The sequence below is a fragment of the Treponema putidum genome (genome assembly GCF_024401155.1).
GTDB lineage: Bacteria > Spirochaetota > Spirochaetia > Treponematales > Treponemataceae > Treponema_B > Treponema_B putidum.
Map to the genome: position 1 here is coordinate 651,620 of NZ_CP038804.1, position 21,902 is coordinate 673,521.

A 21,902-nucleotide genomic window follows, 5' to 3' on the forward strand; every position below is an offset into this window, starting at 1 on the left:
CTTAGGCTGTCAAGTCGAGCACGGCAGCAGGAAGAGGATTTCCGCCATAGCCGATATTTTCGGTTTGTATCATAGTGTTTTTGATCTGATTGTGGTAGTAATCCAAAAGACCGTCTATTTGATTTTCGGTTATCTCCGATTCTACTTGGGCTGCTGCAGATTCCGTAAGTTTTGCTTTTTGAGCTTCATTGGTTTTCATGGATACGAGTTGGTCGATTATTGAGTTTAAAATGCGCAGCTTGTCGATACTCATGCCCGATTGGCCCTGAGCCTGAGCAAAACCCGAAACATATTTAAAGTGGGCATAGAGGACTTGGCTTGGTTTGACGGGCACATAGGCCCTTCCGCCTGCCGAAATCTTGGGCATTGCAATTTGAGAAAGAGCTTGAAGCGGTGAACTATTCGAAACCATCTATCCCTCCAATAAGCTATGTTTTGCATCTTGTGTGCAAAACTCGGCAGATAAACATGAAGGCTTGTATTTCAAGCCGAAATGTTTATCGATTCCTCCAATACTTAGATTATCGGAATTTTTAAAATCGGCTTTAGTATCGATGATTTTTTTATTTTTTTACCATAAATTTATTGAAGATTTTGATTTTATGTGATAAAATATATAACAACTATTATGCTGATTTTTTTGGAGAAATTATGTTAAAAAATGAGGGCTCAAACGAGAAGGTTAAATTCTCAATCGGTGCTAAGCTGATAATTATTATTTCGATTTTGGTTGTGTTTTCTCTGGGGACTATGACAGGCCTCGTTACATGGTTTGTAGGAGAAGATATTCAAACTATGTCTGAGGAAAGCAACAGAACGGTAAATTTTCAAGCAGGGGCTGCGGCAGAAAAAGAGCTTTTGTCTATAAGGGCCAATGCCTTTTTGTTCTTGGATGTTCTTAACTCGACGGAAAGCGGATCAGGCATAGCAAAGCAGACTGCCGACTTTTATTTTGAGAGAAATCCTCAAGTTGCAGCCGTTTTGGTTACAGATGCAAGAATGGATAAACGCCTTTATAGGAAACTCTTGAGTACCAATTTCTTCCTTTCGCATGAGCTTGATTCTTCCATTATTGATGAATTTATCGAAAACGAAATGGATACGGCCATTCAGGCGGAAAAGGGAATAGCGCAGGTTATAAATGCCTCTCCGTTTTTTGGGGATTCTATTCTTGTTCTTTTTTACCCGTATAAGGAGAATGGCTTGGATCAGGGCTTGGTAATCTTCTTTTCTTCCGAAACATTATCAGAGCACTTAGGTTCCGGAAAACTTCAAACAACCTATCTTGTAAATAATTTGGGAGACATCTTAATTCATCCCGACTTTGAACTTACCAAAAACGGAGTTAATGTAAGGGACTCAAAACTCTTTATGGAAATGCGCGAAAAAGGAGACATGAACAGGCAAATTCTTTTTACCGACAAAGAAGGTAAAAAACAATTCGGAGCCTACAGAAAACTTTCGATAGCTGATCTTGCAGTTCTTACCACAGCCGAAGCCGATAAGGTTTTGGAACCGGTAGTCAGGTCAACCTTTAAAAATGTTACCTTGGGTGTTGCGGTCTTGGCTCTTGCAATCCTTTTTATCTGGTTTTTCTCCAAATCGATAAGCTCTCCGGTTAAGGCTCTTGCCTCGGCAGCAGGCGAAATAGAGCAGGGCAATTATGAGCTTGATCTTAAAGCTAAGACTAAGGATGAAATAGGCCTTTTAACGAACAGCTTTGTAAGAATGGGTAAGGGCTTGGCTGAAAGAGAAAGACTTAAAGATTCGTTCGGACGCTTTATAAATAAGGAGATTGCAGAGCTTGCTATGAAGGGTGAGCTTGCACTCGGAGGCGAAACAAAGAATACAACTATCTTCTTTTCGGATATCCGTTCCTTTACGGCTATTTCTGAAAAACTTGAACCGAATGAGGTTGTAGAATTCCTAAACGAGTACATGACCCAGATGGTAGAGTGCGTAAACGATACCCATGGCGTAGTAGATAAATTTATAGGCGATGCAGTTATGGCCGTTTGGGGTGCGCCTACAAGTGCGGGCAGTCCTAGAGAGGATGCGCTTAACTGTATAAGGGCTGCTTTGAGGATGAGGGCCGCCTTAATTATATTTAATCAGGGCAGAGGAGGCGATAAAAAGCCTATAATCCGCATAGGCTGCGGTATTAACTCAGGTCCCGTAGTTGCAGGCCAGATAGGTTCAAAGAAGAGGATGGAATATACGGTAATAGGCGATGCCGTAAACTTAGCATCCCGTACCGAATCCTTAAATAAGCCTCTCGGAACGGATATTCTTATTACCGAAAACACTTATAAACTTGTAAAAGATAAGGTATTGGTTGAAGAAATGCCGTCCGTTACGGTTAAAGGAAAATCGGATCCTTTAAGAATGTTTGCGGTTATAAATATGCCTGAAGAAACGGGCATTCCCGGAGCCGGAGAAAAAGGGCCTAAGAGTTTGGCTCAAATTAGAGCAAAATTAGGAATTCCTACTCCCGATTTAAATAAGGTAGATGTAAATGAAGACGAAAAGAAATACAACATTCAATCCCAAAACAAACAGTAATTTTTTAGACCTTGTTGTGGTCATTGTTTCTCTGACGGTTATATTTTTTGACTTGTTTTTGTTTGTAAAGGAGCTAAACAGAACATTTGAACGCACGGATACTCCCATAGCGACCATTGAATATAAATACAAAACCGTTCAGCGTAAATTCAACGATAGAGCCGTATGGGATCGTCCCGTTCAAAATTCCTATTTATATAACGGAGATACTATAAGAACTGCAAATGAAGCCTTGGCGACCATTCATTTTTTGGGAAATGAGGATGCAAGCAATGTAGTCGAGGTTGACTCAAACACGATGGTTCAGATTTTTACAAAAAATGAAGAATCGGAACTTAATTTGAATTCGGGCTCGGTTTCGGCAAAAACGGCAAACAATAATTTACGCTTAAAATCGGATAATGCTGACATAAACATCGAAAAAGGCTCGGTATTGCATGTTCAAAAAGGCGATGCTGAAAGTCTTCAGCTTGCGGTAGAAGAAGGTTCCGTTTCAGTTACAGGCGGAAAAAACGGAGAAACGGAAGTTTTAGAAGCCGGTTCCGTCTTACAGCAGGGCGAACAGGCAAAACTGGTTATGATAAGCCCCGGAAAGAGCCTGAGACTTTTAAATCAATCGAGGGATGATTTAGGTGTTGATATTAAATTTAAGTGGCAATCTTCCTTTCCCAATAACGAAGAAATTTTCCTTGAAACTTCTCCTTTGAGCAATTTTAGCGTAGATACTAAAAAATATGATGTCCGCGGTTTAAAAGAATTTACCGTCAAGCATGACAGCGGTGCCCTGCACTGGAGATTGTATGCAGGTAAGGCAGGAGCTGAAAGCGAAGATGCCGTATCCGGAAAAGTAACGGTTATCAAAGCTCCGACTCCGGTAACTCTTCTTCCTGAACCGGATACTGCCTTTGCCTATAATACGAATCCGCCCTCTATCAGATTTTTATGGGAAGGTAATGAGCTTTCTTCATACTACACGGTTGAGATTGCAGACAATAAGAATATGGAAAATCCTAAAGTAGTCAAAAATTCGAGCACGGAATCTTTTTCAATTTCGGAATTGACGGAAGGAACTTGGTATTGGCGTGTTCTTCCAAAATACGGATTCGATTCTTCATTTAAAGCCCAAGCCTCCGAAGTTTCGGCTTTCCGTGTAAAAAAGACGGAAGATGCCGAAAAGCCCGAACTTCTTCATATGAAAAAAGTTATGGATACCTCGAAAGGAAAGGGCATTACTTTTTCTTGGAAACCTAATTTGGATGCGGCAAAATACAGGGTGAAAATAGCGAGAGATAAGGATATGACCGATGTTCTTATAAACAATATAGTCATAACGAGCTATTTGGACTTAAAAGAAGCTTCAAAACTTTTGCCTAACGGCGAGTATTATATGACTGTTGCCTCTCTTGACGCAAAGGATAACGAAATAGGTATAAGCGATCCGGCTTCTTTTAGAACTATGGACTCAGAGATTATTTTGCGTGCCGTTTTTCCGCCTAATGATTATAATTTGCTTCAGCCTTTGACGGGAGACACCTTCTTCACATGGAAGAGTAATTTCGATTCGGAACAGATTGTTCAGGTTTCGGATACCGAAGACTTTAAAACTCTTACCGTTAATAAATCTACCAAAGGTTTAGGCATTGACGGCATTACCTTACCTGAAGGCAAATGGTATTGGCGCGTATGTACCGAATTGGACGGAAAGCAGTATGTATCGGACGTAAAAAAATTAAACGTTATTCCTCTTCTCGATAAGCCTGAGCTGGAAAATGCAAAAAAAAGCATTGTCATAGTGCCCGGACGTAAAAGCAAATTTAACTGGAAACCGGTAGAAGGTGCGGATTACTATCAGGTAAAACTGACAGACAGAATTCCCGGCTCTAAACCTTTTTATGAAGACCTTTATGCTTCAAAAACCGAAATAGAAATTGCTATGGGTAAATTTGAAGACGGGGACTACATATTGAATATACAGGCCTTTGCAAATGCAACATTGACTTCAAGCCGAAAGTTTGGGCTTTCACAGGCGCACGGCTTTACGGCAAAACATTTGAAGCCTGTAGAGCTGTTAAAACCTGCCGAAGGTGCAAAGATTGACGGTATTGAAGCCGCTTTGAATCCTTCTCAGGCAGAGTGGTCGTCCGTTCATCCGCCTGTAGGTGTAGAATTTATTCTGGAAAAGGTAGGCGTACGCGCTCCCGTTTTTGCTTTAAAAGATGCGGGGTATAAGGTGCAGCTTCCGCCTTTAGCATCAGGAAAATACCGCTGGAAGGTTATAGCCGAAACCGAGGACGGATTCGATATTTCGTCGGAAAAATATTCCGCATTTACGGTTTTGCCCATACCGCCTCTTCCAAAGGCAAGGTTTGTATTCCCGGGCGAAAAAGAAGTCTTAGGTATTCCATTCTTTTCTTCACATCGAAGTATAGTCTTTAAGTGGAAGCCTGTTGATAAGGCAACTCATTATGTTATGAAAATATATAATGAGAAAAACAAAGTAATTGCAAGCACCGAAATTAAAGCAAAATCGGGAGCAGAGGATCTTGTTTATGAATTTAAGGATTTAAGCCGATTATCTCGCGGGGCATTCTTTACAGAGGTTATTGCGGAACGGCGTTTGGACAGCGGATTGGTGTTTCAAACCGGAACTCCTTCAAGAAAACGTTTTGACATCGATTTACCTAAAAAAGATAATGTAGAAACTGATGAAACGGGAGTCCTTTATGGAAGATAAAAGAATATTTATCAGGAATTTAGTGATTTTATTTTTGCTGCTTTTGTTCCCTTTGGGCGCTTTTGCTCAAAAGGTTGAAGAGACTAATGAAGTAAAGAAAAATTATATTATTGAAACGGAAGGAAAAAAAACGGTTTTTTATCAAACGCTTTCTTGGGAAAATGTAGAAGGTATCCTGCATTTTGAATTCGAGCTTGAAAAGAAAGAAAAAAACGGCAAGTGGGTTATTGTAGATAAAAAGAAATTAAAGCAAAATTCTCTTGAAGTGTCCCTACCTGCCGGGAATTACCGGTACAGGATAAAGGTTATAAACCTTTTAGGTCAGGTAGATGCTGTAAGTGCAGACCGTTATTTTGATATTCTTTTGGCTTATCAGCCTGAAACTTTTTCAGTTTCGCCGGAGGCAATATATTTTGACGAAGAATACAGCGATGTTGTAAGCCTTTCAGGTAAAAATTTTAGAGAAGAAACGGCCTTTGCTCTTCAAAAAGAAGGCAGCTCTCCCATTTTCGGCAAAATTGTAGAGATAAGCCCTGACGGAACTAAGGCAAAGATAAGTTTTAATATGTTGAGAGTCAATCCGGGGCAGTATGAATTTGTTGTTACCGACCCAAGCGGTTTAAAAGATTCAAAACAAAAAATGACATTTAAGTTTCAAAAACCTGTTGATATTTATCTGTCGGGCGGCTATGCCTTTAACGGCTTTGCAGGGAACAAGGTTTTTAAAGAATACTTTGGAAAAGATTTTGCCGCCTTAAGCGGCGTTTTAAGGTTTTCTTTTGTGCCTATAAAGCGTTCCTACGGAAATTTCGGCTTTAATCTTACCGGTTCGGGGATGTACTTAAAAAATAAAAACACCGATTATACCCTGTCTGCGGGTCTTCTTTTAGCCGGCATACAGGCTGTTTATATGAAATCTATAATAAGGCACCGCCTTAATTTTGATGCACACTTAGGTTTCGGTTCTGCATTTATGGTAAATACACAATTTATTTTCGACGATTCCGATTTTAGAAGCGATCAAGCTTGGTACTGGGGGTTGACAATGAATTTCGGAACAGCCTTGCAGGTTTATGTTTATAAAAAATTATATATAGAATTAAATGTCGATCATATAATTCCGTTTAGAAAAAGTTTTCCCAAATACATAGTGCAGCCCTCGCTTTCAGTAGGCTGGGAATTTTAGTATTGGAAAGCTCGCCCCCAAAATTAAGGGAGTAATCAGTGATGAAAAAACTTTTAAAGATTTTAACAATTGGAACGGCAGTATTGACAGCTGCCATTGTATTTACAAGCTGCAAACAGTTTTTAGAAGACCCTGAAGAATTCCTAGGCTACTGGTCTAGTGAAGTTGTTCCTAGGGGCTTCGACATTGATAAGTCCCATCCAACGAATGCGGCTGGAGTGCCGTGCGTACCGTCGGCAGACGATGTAACGCTTACGATTAAACTGCATAATCCTAGAAAATTCAGCCTCGTTATGCCAACCGCAGCCGATCCGGGAAAGGTTATCAGCTTTCCCGGGCTTTCAACGCCGCCTGTATACAACGCGGACTACACTCTGGAGCAAACGCCTGATAAACTGACACTAAAGCTCACGTACAAGTCGGACTTTTTGAAAAAGCACGAATGGAGCTCCCGCGACATAGGCCCCGAAATTGCCCTTATTTCAACAGACGGCAGAAAATTCAATAAAAAGTTTAGTCTAAACCTAAAGGCAGATACAGCTCCTTCTTTAGAATACAAGGGAGTTGGAAAAACGCAGGTAGGAACGAAATGGTACTATGTGCTCATATTCCAAGCAAAGAATATGGGAGACGAGGCAACCTCGGGGCATTATGTACATGAAGACATAAAAAAGCTGCATATCACAACAGAAGGCGGAGGTTCCTCTGATTACACCGTAACAGGTATCGATTTTACGGCTAAAAAAATTAACTGGGAATCAGGTTCTCCGTTTTTAGCTAATGCAACTCAGTTGGTCACAGGCGAATATGAGGGGACTCCGCCTTCATTCCCTGCGCCTACAGATAAATGGCTCATATATTTTAAAACGGATGTCGAAGTTTCTCCTTCATCAGCGTTAAAAACATACGAGGCATGGCTCAGCGATGAAGCGGGACTCGTTTCAAACAAAGTTCAAGGCAGCACTTGTATAAGAAAGATCGGAGAAATACAGGTACAGTCGACTCCTCCTGTGCCAAGCGGAAGCGGAGACGGTTCAGACATAAATCCATATGAGATAAGCTGTAACGGAGACGATGTAGATCTGGAGGTATGGTGCCTAACCCCGTCCGATAGCGTAAAGATTAGGTATTGGGTAACAAACTTGGAAACTAGCACAACGGGTAGTGGTGAAGGATTGGCAACCCCGACTACCCCTCTGCAAGGCATAAAGCTACTTGCACCCTCTGCCATAGGAAGTACGATAAACTATGAAGTACGGTTTAAAGCAGACAAGCCGGGCTTTGCCTCTAACCAAAAAACCGTTTACTACAGGCTTAAGCGGATAGTAGGCAATGTAATTGACGGCAGCAAGCCTGACGCATGGGCTAAGCTAAAATATGCCGTCGAACGTGAAACTGAACCTGTCATTACCATAAAAAACGAAATAAAAGCGCAAGACAGCGGCGGCATAACCATAGGCGGACAGACCATAAAGAATAACGAACAAATAAATGTGGGCCGAAATGTTAAAATAAAGGTTTTTAATACAGATGCAGTGATTAATGCCGATTCTAAATGCCGCATCTTCAATGTGGCAAGCGGTAAAAGTCTTGAGCTGAACGGGTTGACGCTTAAACAAGGAAATGCAAACATGGGCCAATATGGGACGGACAGGTACGGCGGTGCAATCTACGCAGAAGGCGCAACCGTCAAAATAACAAATAGCACCCTTACGGGAAACACCGCAATACAAGGCGGAGCCATCTACGCAAAAAAGGACGGCAGCACCGGCTCCAGCGTAACCATTTCAGGCGGCTCTATCGGCGGCACGGATACGAACAAAAATATAGCGCAAAAAGACGGCGGCGGCATCTGGGTCGGCGAAAGCTGCACCTTAACGATGAAGAACGACGCAGAGGTTATCGGTAACAAAGCGAAGAATGGGTCCGGCGGCGGCATATACGCAGAAGGAGCCATCGTCAACATAACAAACTGCACCTTTAAAGGCAACGAGACGGATGTGAACACCTACAACAGAATCGGCGGAGCCATCTACGCAAAAAAGACCGACAGTTCGTTGAACAAACCGTCCATCGTAACCATCTCAGGCGGCACCATCGGCGGCACGGGTGCAAATGACGCAAACAAAGCGACCTCCGGCGGCGGCATCTGGGTCGGCATAGGCTGCGAATTGACGCTTAAAGACAACGTACAGGTTATCGGCAACGACTCAAATTTTTCCGGCGGCGGCGTATACGCAGAAGGAGCCACCGTCAACATAAAAAACTGCACCCTTAAAGGCAACACGGCAAGAGCCGCAGGCGGCAGCGGTGGCGGTGGCGCAATCTACGTGGTAAAGAAAGATACCACCGTCTCGACCGTAACCATCAAAGGCGGGACAATCGGCGGTATGGGTACGGATGAGGCAAACGAAGCGAAGAACTTAGGAATAGGCGGCGCAATATGTATCGGAGAAGGCTGCATCTTGAATCTAGGCGGCATCTCGGCAGAGGGCGTACAACTTATTGGCAACAAAGCGGAAGAGTCTGGCGGTGGCATATATGCATATGGCGCAACCGTCAAAATAACAAACTGCACCCTTAAAGGCAACACGGCAAAGAGCGGCGGCGCAATCTTCGCGAACAGCAGTTCCGATCAAGCTAAAGTAACCGTCTCAGGCAATACCACCATCGGCGGCACGGGTACAAATGACGCAAACAAAGCGACAGGAGACGGCTACTATGAAAGCGGCGGCGGCATCTGGGTCGGCCCAGAATGCGAATTGACGCTTGAAGACAACGTACAGGTTATCAATAACTGGGCGAAGAAAAATGGCAGCGGCGTGTATGTCCAGAACGCCAACACAGTATTTAAAATGAAGGGCAGTGCAAAAATTGATGTAAACAGCAACGATGTGTATTTGGAAAAATACGGCGGCGGTGCAAAGATAACCGTTGACGGCTCCTTGAGTCCCTCAGGCGGTAAGGCAGCACGCATTACGGTACCGAACGACAGCTACAATGTGGGTACGCAGGTGCTTGGCGGCACCCCTGTAGCGATTACCCAAACCTACAAAAAGTTTGAGGTAACGCCGCAGGCAGGCTCTCCCCCGATCCAGTGGTATGTCGGCTCAAATGGCTGTTTGACGACTGTGCAGCCTTTGCCTTAATAGCAACGGTGGGGTATAATTGTTCGAAAACCGTGCAGGATGCACGGTTTTCAACAGATTTGCCGCTTTTGCGGCATAATGCAACAGCTGGCGATAATGGCTCAATGCGGGTTCTTAGGGGTGCAGCCCCTAAGCGGAATTTTGGCTGCCAAAGCGGACAGGATGTCTGCCTGTATAAGCTATAGTTTTTCAATCTCTTCTTCGGGAAGGCCTGTTATTTCTTTAATTAAGGCTATGTCAAAGTTTTTTAGCTTCATAAGTTTGGCTGTTTTTCGATTCGTTAACTACTCATGATTCATTAAATTATACTATCTCTTGGCGTTCTTTGCGCTCGCTGCGGTTAAATAAAGGAATATAAACCGCCAAGGCCGCAAGGAACGCCAAGGGTAAATTAAATAATATAAATATTAAAACACCATTAAAAAATTTCTTTGCGTTCTTTATATCTTTGCGGTTAAATAATGCCCTTACAAAATTACCGAAGTTGTGGTATAATAAAGTATGAAACGGCGGATATATCTTGATACATCAGTGATAAGTTTTCTCAAAGCTGAAGACTCACCGGAAAAAATGTATGACACAGTGCTATTAATGTTTTGACGATTGCCGACATATAGCAACGGCGATAATGGCTCAGTGTGATATAATCATATCATGGAATTTTAAACACATTGTCAATGATAAAACAATTGACGGTATAAAGCGGATAACGAACATAAGAAATCTGCCTGAAATCAAAATATACTGTCCGTCAATGCTTATAGGAGGCACAGATGAATAAACCGACCGTAAGCGGTAATTTTACCGTAGAAGACATTCATAATATCAGGGAATGGAATTATGCGATGATGAAGTCCGGTAAAGAATTCACCGATACGAATACCGTATCGGGTATAATACAGTCATTTCCAAAAGCTAAATATGTTCCACTGCGTGATTTTATGATGGAGCCGTCACATTGCTTTTTCGGAAAAAGATAATGCAAGCGACAGGCCTCAGCCAAAAAGAAGTGGAAGCAATTAATTAATTGCCGGCGGATAGCCTCGATTTTTCATAAGTTTGGCTGTTTCTTTTTTAGTTTTATAAAAAAATACTTTGCGAAGTTGAGCGTGAGCTCAACGCTTTGCGCTCGCTGCGGTTAAATAAAGGAATATAAACCGCCAAGGCCGCAAGGAACGCCAAGGGTAAATTTAATAATATAATAGGGCATCTCTAAAAACCTTGTTGGATTTTTAGAGATGCCTGACGAGTTTTTCATAAGCCTTTATATGTCAATGACTTATGAAAAACATCGCAAATTAAAATCAAGGAAAACCTCAAAAAACTGAAGTTTTTAGAGGTTACCAATATTAAAACACCATTAAAAAATCCTTTGCGGTCTTTGCATCTTGGCGGTTAAATAAAAAAACTACAGAAAGGGCGGCTTACTTTTCAGGCAGGCTGTCTAGCGGCTTTTCTTCTTCCGGAGCCTTTGAAATAAAACATCCTTTTTCGTTATTTCTGTGCTGAACAATTATCCGAGCATCAGGATTGCCTCTTTCTTTAATCCCGCTCATTAAAAGTGGATATATTTTAGCCTCTTTTTTGGGGCTTCTGTTAAAGATTAGGATTAAGGCCTTGTCTTTAAAAGCATCCATCATATAAAAATCGCCGTCCCCGTCGCCTGCTATTAAAACGGGAGCTTTGTTTTGGTGTTTCGGGGCAAGGACTTTTTTTATTGCTTCGGCCTTTCCTTCTTTTCTTGTTGCAGGAATCGAGCTGTCATCTATAACGGTAAGCTTTTTATTTTCATCCAGGAGCCTTCTTCTTCCGAAAACGTTTTTGCTCTCCAGCTTATATCCATATTTTGGGTTGGAGGCAAAAACTCGTACATTGTCTTCTTGGGAGGCCGAGCAAATATAAACTTCGATTCCGTTTTTCCTTAAAGCCGAAAACAGGTCTTGCATTTCTTCTTGAACGCGCAAGCCCTTTCTATAGCCGCCTTCTACTTCTCCGGCTCTTCCTTTTAAGACCGATGAAGATCTTACCTTATAAGTTTTTATTTCGTCTTTTAGTCCTTGGTCTATTGCCGTTTCGGTAAGGGCTGAAAGTTCTTCTATCGTCATACCGGTGCTTACGGATTGGCCGATGTCCACACCGCAAAGGGAGGCTGCTCCCCGCATTAAAACGAGCATCTTAGCCTTAAAATCTATAAATTCTTCGGTCGATGTAATTTCTGCAAGGCTCATTTTTCCGCTAAGGCTCAAATAATTTTTATATAGAAACTTGTAGCGTTCATTTAGATCGTCCGAAAGTTCTTCGGCAGTTAAGGCTCTGCCTTCAAGGTTTATTGTATGGGGCAAAATCTCGTCTTGAGGAATTCCCGCCCTTATGGTTTGATTAAATTCTTCAGGGTTTAAATTAAAACAAAGATTTTCAATCTGGTACACAAAAAGATTATCCTGTGTGTCATAAAAAATTGAAGTAAAATCCCAGTCAAAAACGGCATAATTTCCGTTAAAGGCTTTTTCCCTTATCAGTTTTTCAAGCCTCTTTTTATTTTGAGGCTCCCAGTTTCCCGTCTTTAAAATTAAAGCATCATCGTTAAGCATAAGCCTTATTATGAATAAATTATAAAATAAAGTCAATCGGAAAGGGAAAAAAATGAAAGTTTATGGTTTGATAATATAGCCATAATACTTCATGCAAACCGATACGGTTATCTTCTAAAATTAATTATAGTCTATCAATTTCTTCTTTGCTTAAACCGCTAATTTTTGAAATTATGTTTAAATCAAAAGCTTCATGTTTCATAATTCTGGCTGTTTCAATTGACTTCTGATAAACTCCATTAGCAAAGCCTCGTTCAATACCTTCTTGATACCCCACATGTTTCCACGAGGCTTTGTCATGTTCATATTTCATACGGTTTTCATATAGCCATTTTTCTTTTGGGCTCATTTCCATTATGTTTATTGTTGCATTGGCTTTTGCCATTATAGGTGATTCTTGTGCCAGCATATTACGTACCTCCTCATTATCAATTAGGGGAGGAAAGACAACCCGACAGAACAGGTTTTCTTTCCTCCCCTATAACCCCTCCTATCTTTTCCGTCTGCCAAAGGGAGTTCCCTTTGGAAACCCCTTCTTAACTTTCGATATATTAAAGTGTATTACCATTATTATAATAATATTCGGCTAAAAATTTTACAATAGTCTTGACCTTGTTTTATTCCTTCATTGTACATTTTAGACCAATAATACAGGGTTCTTTCAGGAAAATCAAAATGCCAGTTGTTTTGAATCTCAATATCGACAAAGGTTCCGTCTTTTAGTCTTAACTTAATATCCAAGATACCGAGTTTTTCACTTAAAAGCTCCTTATGAAACTCTTTATCCAAGAGCTCTAAACCTGCGATATTCTCAGGCGGAATGTCTAAGATACATTCTAATAAATCCTGTAGAACATCTTTGTTTTCTTCAGTTCCAAAGACTCGTTTAAAAGCGTAGTCGTTGCGGAGGGTGATTGTAAATGGTTGATTCATACCAAACTTCATAGAAATTATTTAAAAGAGAAAAATTTTTTCCCTTTCATAATTATTATATAAATTGTTTGCAATAGATGGTAAAATTTGAAAAAAATAAGGTAGTTGAATGACCAAATAATTACATATATTCAATTAAAATTCTTTTTGTTTTTTGCAGGTAAATTAAAAACTGAAAATAAACCAAAGGAATGTGCAGCTCTTTTCAAAATTGTGTCATTGTGATACACTGAATTCCATGAAATGTGTTGTTTTTACCGGAGGCGGAACGGGGGGGCATATTTTTCCCGGACTGGCAGTTGCCGAGGCCTTGAGCTCTTCTTTAGAATGTAGAATAGTTTGGATCGGCTCTGCTAAGGGCATTGACCGCAAGATAGTTGAATCTTCCGAGCTTTACTCGGCTTCTCCTTCAGTTCTTGAATTCATAGGTATTCCTGCCGGAAAATTAAGGCGGTATTTTAGTTTTCAAAATTTTATAGATATTTTTAAGGTTGCGGCAGGCTTTATAAAATCATTTTTTATTCTTTTAAAGTTAAAACCTGTTTTTGTTTTTTCTAAGGGCGGGTTTGTTTCGGTGCCGCCATGCGCTGCAACAAGGCTTTTAAAAATTCCCGTTATCACTCATGAGTGTGATTTTTCGCCCGGCCTTGCAACAAGGATTAATGCAAAATTTGCAAACCGTATTTTGGTTTCATATCAAGAAACGGCGGAACTTTTACCGGCTCCGCTTCGCTCAAAGGTTATTTGTACGGGGAATCCCGTGCGCTTAAGTTTTTATTCGGGTAGGCCTGAAAATGGGCAATCCTTTTTAAACATAAAATCGGACTTACCTGTTTTGTTTGTATTGGGCGGGAGCCTCGGTGCAAGACAGTTAAACGCTTTGATTTCGGATTCAATCGAGTATCTTGTAAAGCATTTTGTTGTGGTTCATCAGATTGGAGAAGCCAATATGGATCAGGGACAAAAAATTAAAGAAGACCTTTTAAATTCTTCCCCCGAATTTGCAGAAAACTATAAGCCCTATCCCTTTATAAAAAAAGAGATGGCCGATGTTTTAAGCCTTTCTTCGGTTGTGGTGTCGCGGGCAGGAGCGAATACGGTTTGGGAATCGGCTGCCGCCGGTAAGCCTATGATTTTGGTTCCTCTTGAAAAGGGAAGCTCCCGCGGCGATCAAATAGAAAATGCCGAATTCTTTAAGAAAAAAGGTGCCGCAGAAATTCTTTTGGGTGAAGATGTAAGGTCTGATGTCTTTATAAGGCTTTTGCGGGAGCTTGGGTTTGAAGAAAGCGTAACCGGAAACGAGAGGCTAAAAAAGATGGCTCAGGCCTCAGCTGCCTTGGCCGGTGAAAAACCTGCCCTTGTAATTGCCGATTTTTTAAAAACTTTTTTTACCGTTAAGGATTAGGAGTTTTAAATAGATGGAGATAATTAAATGGTGGAGAATAATTAAATGCGGATAGGAAGTGCCGATATAGTTTTTTTGATTATCATGGCTTTTTTTGTTATTAAGGTTACTATTACAGGATTTATAGACGAGTTTTTTTCAAAAGCGGCGGTTATTGTCGGCGGGCTTGTAGCTTTTTTGTTTTATAAATTACTTACTCCCGTAATTACCGAGCTTTTAGGCGAAAAGTCATTATCCGCTATAATATCATTTTTGATTTTATTTTTATCCGTTTATTTGGTTATAAAATTGGTGCAAGTTTTTTTAGGCTCTCTTTTTTCAAGCGAGTCCTTAAAAAATTTGGATAGGTCATTGGGATTTTTTTTAGGTCTTGTAGAGGGATTGATTGTAATAGGAGTTATCCTAATGCTCATCAATATACAAACCTTTGTTTCATTTGATAAAATATTGAGTGAAAGCATTTTTGCTAAAATTCTTTCTCCATTTATTTTAGATATAACCAAGCAGTTGTAGTTTTTATAGGGGGTATAAATGTTTGAAAATCTCATAGATCAAGAAGCTGGTCTTAGGCTCATTCAAGATATACAACAAAAAAAACTTCCGCCTTCGATTTTGTTTTCGGGGCCTGAGTGTTCAGGAAAACTGACCGCAGCCCTTGAGCTTGCCCGTTCCGTTTCTTGTACGGGAACAGGAAACTGGACTTGTACTTGTTCTTCATGCTTAAGACAAAAAGAAATGATTTCTCCCGATGTTCTTATTTTAGGAGCACGGGACCACAGCCCCGAAATAAAGGCTGCCTGCGAGACCTTATTAAAAACAAAAACCATTTCTTCGCGATATTTATTTTTGCGGGCTATTAGAAAACTTACCTCCCGATTCGATTCCCGTCTTTGGGATACGGATGAAACAAAATTCGTCAAAGCCGCTCCCGTCATTGCAGAGATTGAAGAGCTTCTAGCCGATCTATGCTCCTGCCCTATCGAAACTATAGATGACAAGGTGCTTAACAAAACTGCGGAAGCTCTTGTCTTAAAAGCCGCAAAACTTCAAGATGAATGTATGTACGATACTATTCCCATAAATCAGGTTAGAAAGGCTTCATCATGGGTACGCCTAATGCCTTCGGGAATAAAAAAAGTATTGATTGTTGAAAATGCCGATAAAATGCAGGAAGGCGCAAGAAATGCCTTTTTAAAAATTTTGGAAGAGCCGCCTTCTTATGCGGTTTTTGTTTTAACTACGGCTCATCGTGGCGCGATTATGCCGACAATACTATCAAGAGTCCGCACTTATACTTTTAAAGAAAGAGAAAAAAAATCCCAAGAAGAAGTTATAAGACGGGTTTTTAAAGGAGAACCTTGTCATGAGCCCTTCGGTAAGTTTAATCTTTTAAGCTCTTACCTTTACGGTTTTTTACCGGTGAGTTTCCTGACAATTCAAAATGCTGCATCCTTATTTTATGAATATATTTTTTTGCTCATAGACAGGCAAAATAAAATTCTTCCTTCAGCTCTTTATAATTCAATCTCAAATTACAAAAATAAAAATAAGTATGACAATTCAAATTGCACGATCGCAAACATCGTAAATCTTTTAAATAAATGTAAGCCGCATACGATTTATATTTTATTCTTAAACAGCCTTTTATTTTTTTTACAAGACGGATTAAAAAATGAAGTATGTTCGGCATTGGAAGTTGAGTCTTATTTTAAAATAACGGTATTGATAAAAAGAGCCGAAGCCGGTGTAGATATTTTTAATATTTCACCTCAAGCTGCTTTAGAAAACTTGGCAGAACAAATTAAGGAAAAACTTATATGAGAGAATTTATGAGAAGGGGAATACAAAAGTCCTCAAGTATGAATGAAGCTCAACTTAGAACTTTTGTCAAATTAATGGCAAGCGAATATTCTCTTTTGGACTCTATGATGGACTCACTAAATGACGGAGTTGTAGTTGCCGACTCGGAGAATAAAATAGTAAAATCCAACAGAGCTGCTGAACGTATTTTGGAAAGTCATTTAAGCGATAATCAAGAAAAAAACGTTTGGGAGTATATAAACTCGTCTGATATTTCAGAATTTGTAGCTTCGGTTATTCAAAATGAAAGCGGGCAAACTTCAAAAGAGTTTAATCTAAAAGCCGATAAGCCCGAAAGTAAAAATAAATATATTGAAGTTTCGGTTCTTCCCTTGGTAAACGAAAAAAAAATTCAAGGTACGATAATTATGATTGCGGATATTACCGAAAAAAGAATTGAAGAAATTAAAACCCGCCGCCTTGAAAGTCTTGCAAGTCTAACAAATGTGGCAGCCGCCGTTGCTCATGAAATAAAAAATCCTCTTGCCGCAATCAGTATTCATTTACAGCTTTTAAAGAAAAATTTTACAGCCTGTAATTTATCGATAAACCAAAAAGCTCAAAAACATATAGATGTTATTGAAGAAGAAATTGAAAGACTCAATAAAATCGTGGTGGATTTTTTATTTGCCGTGCGCCCATTAAAATTCGAATTTGTTCCCGTAGATATAAATGTTTTATTAAAAAATTTATACGATACATTTTTTGACGAGTTTAATGACAGCGGTATAACTATTTCTCTTAGTTTTTCAAAGGATATGCCTAAGATTCAAGGTGATGAAAGATTCTTGCGGCAGGCATTTATGAATGTATTAACTAATGCAAAAGCCGCAATGCCAGGCGGCGGCTTTTTGGATATATCGACAAAAGCAGTAAACGATTTTATTGTTGTAATCATTTCGGATTCCGGGCAGGGTATCTTACCCGAAGATATGCATAAAATTTTCGAACCTTATTTTACAACGAAGCATGACGGAACAGGTTTGGGGCTGACCATGACTTATAAGGTCATAAAAGAACATGGAGGAGACATAAACGTTTATTCCGATTACGGTATGGGAACAAGTTTTAAATTTTCACTGCCCATAGAGCGAAAGGGTTCACAGCTTTTACTCTCCGATAAAACTTCAGATTTTGATGCGGTAAAGGATATAAAATGAAATTTAATATTTTGATTATTGATGATGAAAAAAATATTCGTGAAGGCCTTGCGATGGCCTTGGAAGATGAGGGGTATGGAGTAATTACTGCCGATAACGGAAGAACAGGTTTGGATATTGCCTTAAAAGAAGAAGTCGATCTTGTAATTACCGATTTAAAAATGCCTGAAATCAGCGGTGAAGAAGTCTTACGTGAAGTTATTTCAAAAACCCCCGGAGTTCCCGTAATTGTTTTAACCGGCCACGGCACGGTAGAAACTGCTGTTGAAGCCATGAGAATGGGAGCCTACGATTTTTTAACCAAGCCCTTGAATTTGGAACGTCTTTTTCTTTTAGTAAAAAGAGCCTTACAAAACAGGGCACTTGTTCTTCAAAATAGAGCACTTTTACACGACATTGAAACCAAACAAAGTTTTGAAAATATTATAGGCAAGAGCCCTCTTATGGAAAAGGTTTTTGAAAATATAAAAAAAGTTGCTCCTACAAAGGCAAGCGTCTTAATTACCGGAGAAACGGGAGTTGGAAAAGAACTGATAGCTCGGGCTATTCATAATCTTTCAAACCGCAAGGATAAGCCCTTTGTACAAGTCCACTGTGCTTCCTTTGCCGAGAGCCTTTTGGAATCCGAACTTTTCGGCCATGAAAAAGGGGCATTTACAGGAGCCGTACAACGTAGCCGAGGCCGTTTTGAGATTGCAAACGGGGGGTCTCTTTTTTTGGATGAAATAGGCGAAATCAACCAAATGATACAGGTAAAACTCTTGCGTGTTCTTCAAGAAAAAAAGTTTGAGAGGGTAGGAGGTACTGAAACTATTAGCATAGATACAAGGATAATTGCCGCAACAAACAGGGATCTGGTAGAGGAAATAAAAAAAGGAAATTTTAGAGAAGACCTTTACTTTAGATTGAATGTTGTTCATATTCACGTGCCTCCCTTACGCGAACGCAAAGAAGATATTCCTCTTTTGGCCGCTGCCTTTATAAAAGAATTTGCCGAGGAGAACGATAAAAAAATAGATTCTATTGAACCGCGTGCAAGGACTGCAATTTATAATTATGAATGGCCTGGAAATATAAGGCAGCTTCAAAACTGTATTCAAAGTGCCGTTGTAATGAGCTCCGATAATGTAATTCATTTTGACGACTTGCCGGCAAGTTTACGCGAAAAAGCCGAGCCTTCTTCAATCCGTATACCTATGGGAGTAAATATGGCCGAAGCCGAAAAGCAAATTATTTTGCAGACTCTTGCAAACCAAAATAACAATAAATCCAAGACAGCCGATATTTTGGGAATAGGACGCAGAACCCTCCATCGGAAACTTGATGAATATGCTGAGGAAATTGAAGAGGATACATCCCGAATGTTGGAAGAAAAAAAAATTCAATCCAAAAAGGAAAAATCAAATGGCAAAAAATAAATACAGCGAACCGGATTATTGGTCAAAAAAAGCTTTTGCCGAAAATTATCCTGCACGTTCCGTATACAAACTTGAAGAAATGAACAAAAAATTTAATCTTTTTTCGCCTAATGATAAGGTATTGGATTTGGGAGCTGCCCCCGGAAGCTGGACTGTTTATGTTTTGCGCTTTTTAAATAGAGAGGGCAGGGTAACTGCCGTCGATTTAAAGCCTCTGGATTCTTCAGTTTATGATGAAAGGCTTAATTTTTTTCAAGGCGATATGTTCGATAAGGGGATAATAAAATCGGTAAAAGAATTGGGGCCTTATGATGCGGTTATCTGCGATGCAGCTCCTTCAACAACAGGAAACAAAACGGTTGATACGGCGCGTTCTTCAGGTTTGGTAGAGCTTGCGCTTTATTATGCTCAAGAGCAGCTAAAACAAGGCGGAGCCTTTGTAGTAAAGATATTTCAAGGAGGAGATCAACAGATTCACTTAAATAACTTAAGGAAATGTTTTAAGACGGCAAGAGCCTTTAAGCCGGAAGCATGCCGCAGTTCAAGTTTTGAAACCTATTTAATAGGTTTGGATTTTAAGGGTTAGAATCTTCCTTGCTGATTATTTTATCGATTATAATATTTATCTGAATAATCAATATACCCGTGTACCGCTCTATCTGTTCGATTATATATTTTTGGAGCTGATTGATTTTTCCGGTCAGCTGAGTTCCGAAAGGAATATCAACAGTTATGTCAAGTCTGTATCCGCTTTCTTCTTTTTTGATGTTGAGTTTTTTGATAACCACTTCTTTATCGTACTCTTTAAGACAATTAAATACCATTTGAGTTAAAGCGGATTCGGATATTTCAACTGTGCCGACTTTTGAGAATTCCGGACGGACTACGGATTTTTCAAAAAGTTTTGATTGTTCCGTTCCTACAAAGGGCATTTTTTTGCTTTTAAAAAAGAGCCGTATCTTATCATAAAATATTTTCGGATAGTTTTTTTGTACTTCCAATGAAGGAACAGGTATTACATGCTTACCTTCAACACGCCTTGACCTCATGGCCGTTTCGATTTCTTCTCTGCTTGCAATGTCTTCAATTTTAATTATTTTTTGAGGCTGCGGAATTTGAAGGCGGGCGGCAATCTTGTTTACCATTTTTTCGGAAGTTCCCAATATTAAAATCTTTTTAAAACTATGGGATTGCAAAGCCTTTGCCGCCCCGTCTCTATGTTTTTTATCGTCAAATAAGGCAACCTTTACGGCAGCTAAAAAAGTTTTTTCTCTTTTTGCAGATTGACCTGCAATTATCTTATCGTTATAGATTAAAAGCCCGTCATCGATGATAAGCTTGATGCCGTATTTTTCGGCAAGAAGTTGAGCTCTAAAACTCTTTCCCGTTCCGCTTTCACCGACAAGGGCATAAACTGAAGTACCTTTAATCTTCCGTAAAATTTTTTTTAAAAGTCTTTTTAAATCAAACATCGGCTCTTAGTTTCGTTCCGATAAAGTTAAGTTTAAATCAACAAGATTTTTTCCTCTGATAATTTTAACCTTTACCGTTTCACCGGGTTTTTTATCCTCCAGTACCGAATAATAATCGGTTATATTATTTATCTTTTGTCCGTCTATTTCGACAATGACATCTCCGCCTATGTAAAAGACGGAACTGTATCTGCCCATTCCCGAACGTACCGCTTCATTCCCTCCGCGAAGGCCAGCCTTTGCCGCATTGCCTCCTTTTTTTACTTCGGAAACAAGGAGGCCGTAAGAAACGGGAAGTTTTGCATAAGAGGCAAGTCTTCCGGAAACTTGAACCAAATCGGCATCGATAGAACCGCGGATAACCTTTCCGTATTTTAAGATATCTGCAACGACTCTTTTAGCCGTATTTACTGGAACTGCAAAGCCTACACCGGCCGAGCTTCCCGATGTGGAATAAATCATGGTGTTTATTCCTATCATTCTTCCTTGTGTATCTAAAAGAGGTCCGCCTGAGTTGCCGGGGTTAATTGCCGTATCGGTTTGAATCATATTTTTGATGATGATATTTTTATCGTTTTGAATCGGGCGCTTCAGTGCCGAAACGATTCCGTCTGTAAGAGTTCTTTCAAGCCCGAATGGGTTTCCTATAGCTAAAACTCTTTGGCCGACTTTTAAATTGGCTGAGTCTCCGAATTTTATTACAGTAAGTTTTATATTTTTAGGCGGGTCAAATTTTAAAACCGCCAAATCGTTTTCGGCATCTGTTCCTACTACTTTTGCCTCATATTGACTTCCGTCATAAAGTGAAATAAAAATTTTCGAGGCTTCTGCAATTACATGTGTATTGGTAAGTACTAGGCCGCTTTCGTCGATTATTGAGCCCGAACCTGAACCGCCTTCGACGGGAACGGGTTCAAAAAACCAGTTTACTCCCATAGTTTCTGTGGTTATGTTTACGACAGCTTCATTGGTCGATTCGTATACCTGAATATTCTGCGATTCGGCAGGACTATAGCTCATATAACCTGTTTCATTTGAAATACTTAAGGCCGCCGTGTTTCCATGCTGCATATTTAAATTTTGCGAATTTTCCGTCTGAGCAAATCCGCCTTCTGCATTTTCTTCAAAACCGGCAAGGCTCGCTGAGGTTTCGTTTTGAATTTCATTCAAGCTGCCGTTTCCCTTATTAAGTTTTATACCGGCAAAAAAACCGGCACTTGCAAAAATAACCGCTGCAATAAGCGAAAATGCTAATGTTTGTCTTCTACTGTAAAGTTTCATAATGCTTAAAATTCTCCTATAATTATAGTCTATTAAAAATACCCCCTATTTGTCAAGCGTGGATGTAAAAATCTCATCGCGTGTCTATTTTATATTGGATTTAAGATGAGGCAAATCTGGCACTATACGAATAAATGATACTGTGATATAA

At 39.9% G+C, this 21,902-nt stretch carries 17 protein-coding genes and 1 pseudogene; 13 read left to right on the top strand and 5 right to left on the bottom strand.

Annotation, left to right across the window (positions count from 1 at the left end; translation table 11 throughout):
- Position 1 precedes the first annotated feature (1 nt).
- On the bottom strand, positions 2 to 412 hold the full coding sequence (locus tag E4N74_RS03050; protein ID WP_255818794.1) for a hypothetical protein: 411 nt from the start codon (positions 410 to 412) through the stop codon (positions 2 to 4).
- A gap of 239 nt (positions 413 to 651) precedes the next feature.
- Here E4N74_RS03050 and E4N74_RS03055 point away from each other — a divergent pair, with 239 nt between their 5' ends.
- From E4N74_RS03055 to E4N74_RS03085, 7 genes are all read left to right on the top strand, one after another.
- On the top strand, positions 652 to 2,562 hold the full coding sequence (locus tag E4N74_RS03055; RefSeq protein ID WP_044979006.1) for an adenylate/guanylate cyclase domain-containing protein: 1,911 nt from the start codon (positions 652 to 654) through the stop codon (positions 2,560 to 2,562).
- On the top strand, positions 2,516 to 5,296 hold the full coding sequence (locus E4N74_RS03060) for a FecR domain-containing protein (protein ID WP_255818796.1): 2,781 nt from the start codon (positions 2,516 to 2,518) through the stop codon (positions 5,294 to 5,296). The genes E4N74_RS03055 and E4N74_RS03060 overlap by 47 nt, the downstream gene beginning before the upstream one ends.
- The gene (locus E4N74_RS03065) at positions 5,286 to 6,482 is read left to right on the top strand and encodes a fibronectin type III domain-containing protein (RefSeq protein ID WP_255818801.1); all 1,197 of its coding nucleotides are present in this window, start codon (positions 5,286 to 5,288) and stop codon (positions 6,480 to 6,482) included. Before E4N74_RS03060 ends, E4N74_RS03065 begins: the two co-directional genes overlap by 11 nt.
- 41 nt (positions 6,483 to 6,523) lie before the next feature.
- Entirely contained in the window at positions 6,524 to 9,631 is a 3,108-nt protein-coding gene (locus E4N74_RS03070) for an autotransporter outer membrane beta-barrel domain-containing protein (protein ID WP_255818803.1), read from the top strand.
- Positions 9,632 to 9,709: 78 nt separating this feature from the next.
- Positions 9,710 to 9,925 carry a hypothetical protein gene (locus E4N74_RS03075; protein ID WP_255818804.1) on the top strand — a complete coding sequence of 72 codons (216 nt, stop codon included), beginning with the start codon at positions 9,710 to 9,712 and terminating at the stop codon, positions 9,923 to 9,925.
- Between the two features lie 334 nt (positions 9,926 to 10,259).
- Positions 10,260 to 10,412: a hypothetical protein gene (locus tag E4N74_RS03080; RefSeq protein WP_255818806.1), complete on the top strand. Its 153-nt coding sequence runs from the start codon at positions 10,260 to 10,262 to the stop codon at positions 10,410 to 10,412.
- Positions 10,405 to 10,611 carry a hypothetical protein gene (locus tag E4N74_RS03085; protein WP_255818808.1) on the top strand — a complete coding sequence of 69 codons (207 nt, stop codon included), beginning with the start codon at positions 10,405 to 10,407 and terminating at the stop codon, positions 10,609 to 10,611. Before E4N74_RS03080 ends, E4N74_RS03085 begins: the two co-directional genes overlap by 8 nt.
- 444 nt (positions 10,612 to 11,055) lie before the next feature.
- On the opposite strand, the gene E4N74_RS03090 is transcribed toward E4N74_RS03085, so the two are convergent.
- Positions 11,056 to 12,222, bottom strand: a complete 1,167-nt coding sequence (locus tag E4N74_RS03090; RefSeq protein WP_255818810.1) for a haloacid dehalogenase-like hydrolase — start codon at positions 12,220 to 12,222, stop codon at positions 11,056 to 11,058.
- A 124-nt stretch (positions 12,223 to 12,346) separates the two neighbouring features.
- A pseudogene (locus tag E4N74_RS12890) lies at positions 12,347 to 13,155 on the bottom strand (Rpn family recombination-promoting nuclease/putative transposase).
- A gap of 238 nt (positions 13,156 to 13,393) precedes the next feature.
- Between E4N74_RS12890 and murG the strand changes: the two are divergent.
- The 6 genes from murG to E4N74_RS03130 are packed head-to-tail and all read left to right on the top strand — an operon-like array spanning position 13,394 to position 19,584.
- Entirely contained in the window at positions 13,394 to 14,560 is a 1,167-nt protein-coding gene (gene murG, locus E4N74_RS03105; RefSeq protein ID WP_255818813.1) for an undecaprenyldiphospho-muramoylpentapeptide beta-N-acetylglucosaminyltransferase, read from the top strand.
- A 45-nt stretch (positions 14,561 to 14,605) separates the two neighbouring features.
- Entirely contained in the window at positions 14,606 to 15,073 is a 468-nt protein-coding gene (locus tag E4N74_RS03110) for a CvpA family protein (RefSeq protein WP_044979010.1), read from the top strand.
- A gap of 18 nt (positions 15,074 to 15,091) precedes the next feature.
- Entirely contained in the window at positions 15,092 to 16,381 is a 1,290-nt protein-coding gene (locus E4N74_RS03115) for a DNA polymerase III subunit gamma/tau (RefSeq protein ID WP_044979011.1), read from the top strand.
- Entirely contained in the window at positions 16,378 to 17,580 is a 1,203-nt protein-coding gene (locus tag E4N74_RS03120; protein WP_145475157.1) for a two-component system sensor histidine kinase NtrB, read from the top strand. Before E4N74_RS03115 ends, E4N74_RS03120 begins: the two co-directional genes overlap by 4 nt.
- Positions 17,577 to 18,998, top strand: a complete 1,422-nt coding sequence (locus tag E4N74_RS03125) for a sigma-54-dependent transcriptional regulator (RefSeq protein WP_255806118.1) — start codon at positions 17,577 to 17,579, stop codon at positions 18,996 to 18,998. Before E4N74_RS03120 ends, E4N74_RS03125 begins: the two co-directional genes overlap by 4 nt.
- Complete coding sequence (locus E4N74_RS03130; RefSeq protein ID WP_255806119.1) at positions 18,985 to 19,584, top strand: RlmE family RNA methyltransferase; 600 nt, start codon at positions 18,985 to 18,987, stop codon at positions 19,582 to 19,584. Before E4N74_RS03125 ends, E4N74_RS03130 begins: the two co-directional genes overlap by 14 nt.
- Here E4N74_RS03130 and E4N74_RS03135 read toward each other — a convergent pair.
- Both E4N74_RS03135 and E4N74_RS03140 read right to left on the bottom strand, forming a co-directional pair.
- Positions 19,574 to 20,470 (bottom strand): P-loop NTPase family protein, encoded by an 897-nt coding sequence (locus E4N74_RS03135; RefSeq protein ID WP_255818814.1) that lies wholly within the window; start codon positions 20,468 to 20,470, stop codon positions 19,574 to 19,576. The genes E4N74_RS03130 and E4N74_RS03135 overlap by 11 nt on opposite strands.
- Before the next feature lie 6 nt (positions 20,471 to 20,476).
- On the bottom strand, positions 20,477 to 21,751 hold the full coding sequence (locus E4N74_RS03140; protein ID WP_255818819.1) for a S1C family serine protease: 1,275 nt from the start codon (positions 21,749 to 21,751) through the stop codon (positions 20,477 to 20,479).
- Positions 21,752 to 21,902: the final 151 nt, after the last annotated feature.

Excerpts from the sequence above, each read along its gene's own strand:
- E4N74_RS03110 (WP_044979010.1), top strand. The coding sequence starts at position 14,606 with ATGCGGATAGGAAGTGCCGATATAGTTTTTTTGATTATCATGGCTTTT.
- E4N74_RS03050 (WP_255818794.1), bottom strand. The coding sequence starts at position 412 with ATGGTTTCGAATAGTTCACCGCTTCAAGCTCTTTCTCAAATTGCAATG.
- E4N74_RS03115 (WP_044979011.1), top strand. The coding sequence starts at position 15,092 with ATGTTTGAAAATCTCATAGATCAAGAAGCTGGTCTTAGGCTCATTCAA.
- E4N74_RS03080 (WP_255818806.1), top strand. The coding sequence starts at position 10,260 with ATGGCTCAGTGTGATATAATCATATCATGGAATTTTAAACACATTGTC.
- E4N74_RS03070 (WP_255818803.1), top strand. The coding sequence starts at position 6,524 with ATGAAAAAACTTTTAAAGATTTTAACAATTGGAACGGCAGTATTGACA.
- E4N74_RS03075 (WP_255818804.1), top strand. The coding sequence starts at position 9,710 with ATGCAACAGCTGGCGATAATGGCTCAATGCGGGTTCTTAGGGGTGCAG.
- E4N74_RS03065 (WP_255818801.1), top strand. The coding sequence starts at position 5,286 with ATGGAAGATAAAAGAATATTTATCAGGAATTTAGTGATTTTATTTTTG.
- E4N74_RS03055 (WP_044979006.1), top strand. The coding sequence starts at position 652 with ATGTTAAAAAATGAGGGCTCAAACGAGAAGGTTAAATTCTCAATCGGT.
- E4N74_RS03140 (WP_255818819.1), bottom strand. The coding sequence starts at position 21,751 with ATGAAACTTTACAGTAGAAGACAAACATTAGCATTTTCGCTTATTGCA.
- murG (WP_255818813.1), top strand. The coding sequence starts at position 13,394 with ATGAAATGTGTTGTTTTTACCGGAGGCGGAACGGGGGGGCATATTTTT.
- E4N74_RS03120 (WP_145475157.1), top strand. The coding sequence starts at position 16,378 with ATGAGAGAATTTATGAGAAGGGGAATACAAAAGTCCTCAAGTATGAAT.
- E4N74_RS03085 (WP_255818808.1), top strand. The coding sequence starts at position 10,405 with ATGAATAAACCGACCGTAAGCGGTAATTTTACCGTAGAAGACATTCAT.
- E4N74_RS03135 (WP_255818814.1), bottom strand. The coding sequence starts at position 20,470 with ATGTTTGATTTAAAAAGACTTTTAAAAAAAATTTTACGGAAGATTAAA.
- E4N74_RS03060 (WP_255818796.1), top strand. The coding sequence starts at position 2,516 with ATGAAGACGAAAAGAAATACAACATTCAATCCCAAAACAAACAGTAAT.
- E4N74_RS03090 (WP_255818810.1), bottom strand. The coding sequence starts at position 12,222 with ATGCTTAACGATGATGCTTTAATTTTAAAGACGGGAAACTGGGAGCCT.
- E4N74_RS03130 (WP_255806119.1), top strand. The coding sequence starts at position 18,985 with ATGGCAAAAAATAAATACAGCGAACCGGATTATTGGTCAAAAAAAGCT.
- E4N74_RS03125 (WP_255806118.1), top strand. The coding sequence starts at position 17,577 with ATGAAATTTAATATTTTGATTATTGATGATGAAAAAAATATTCGTGAA.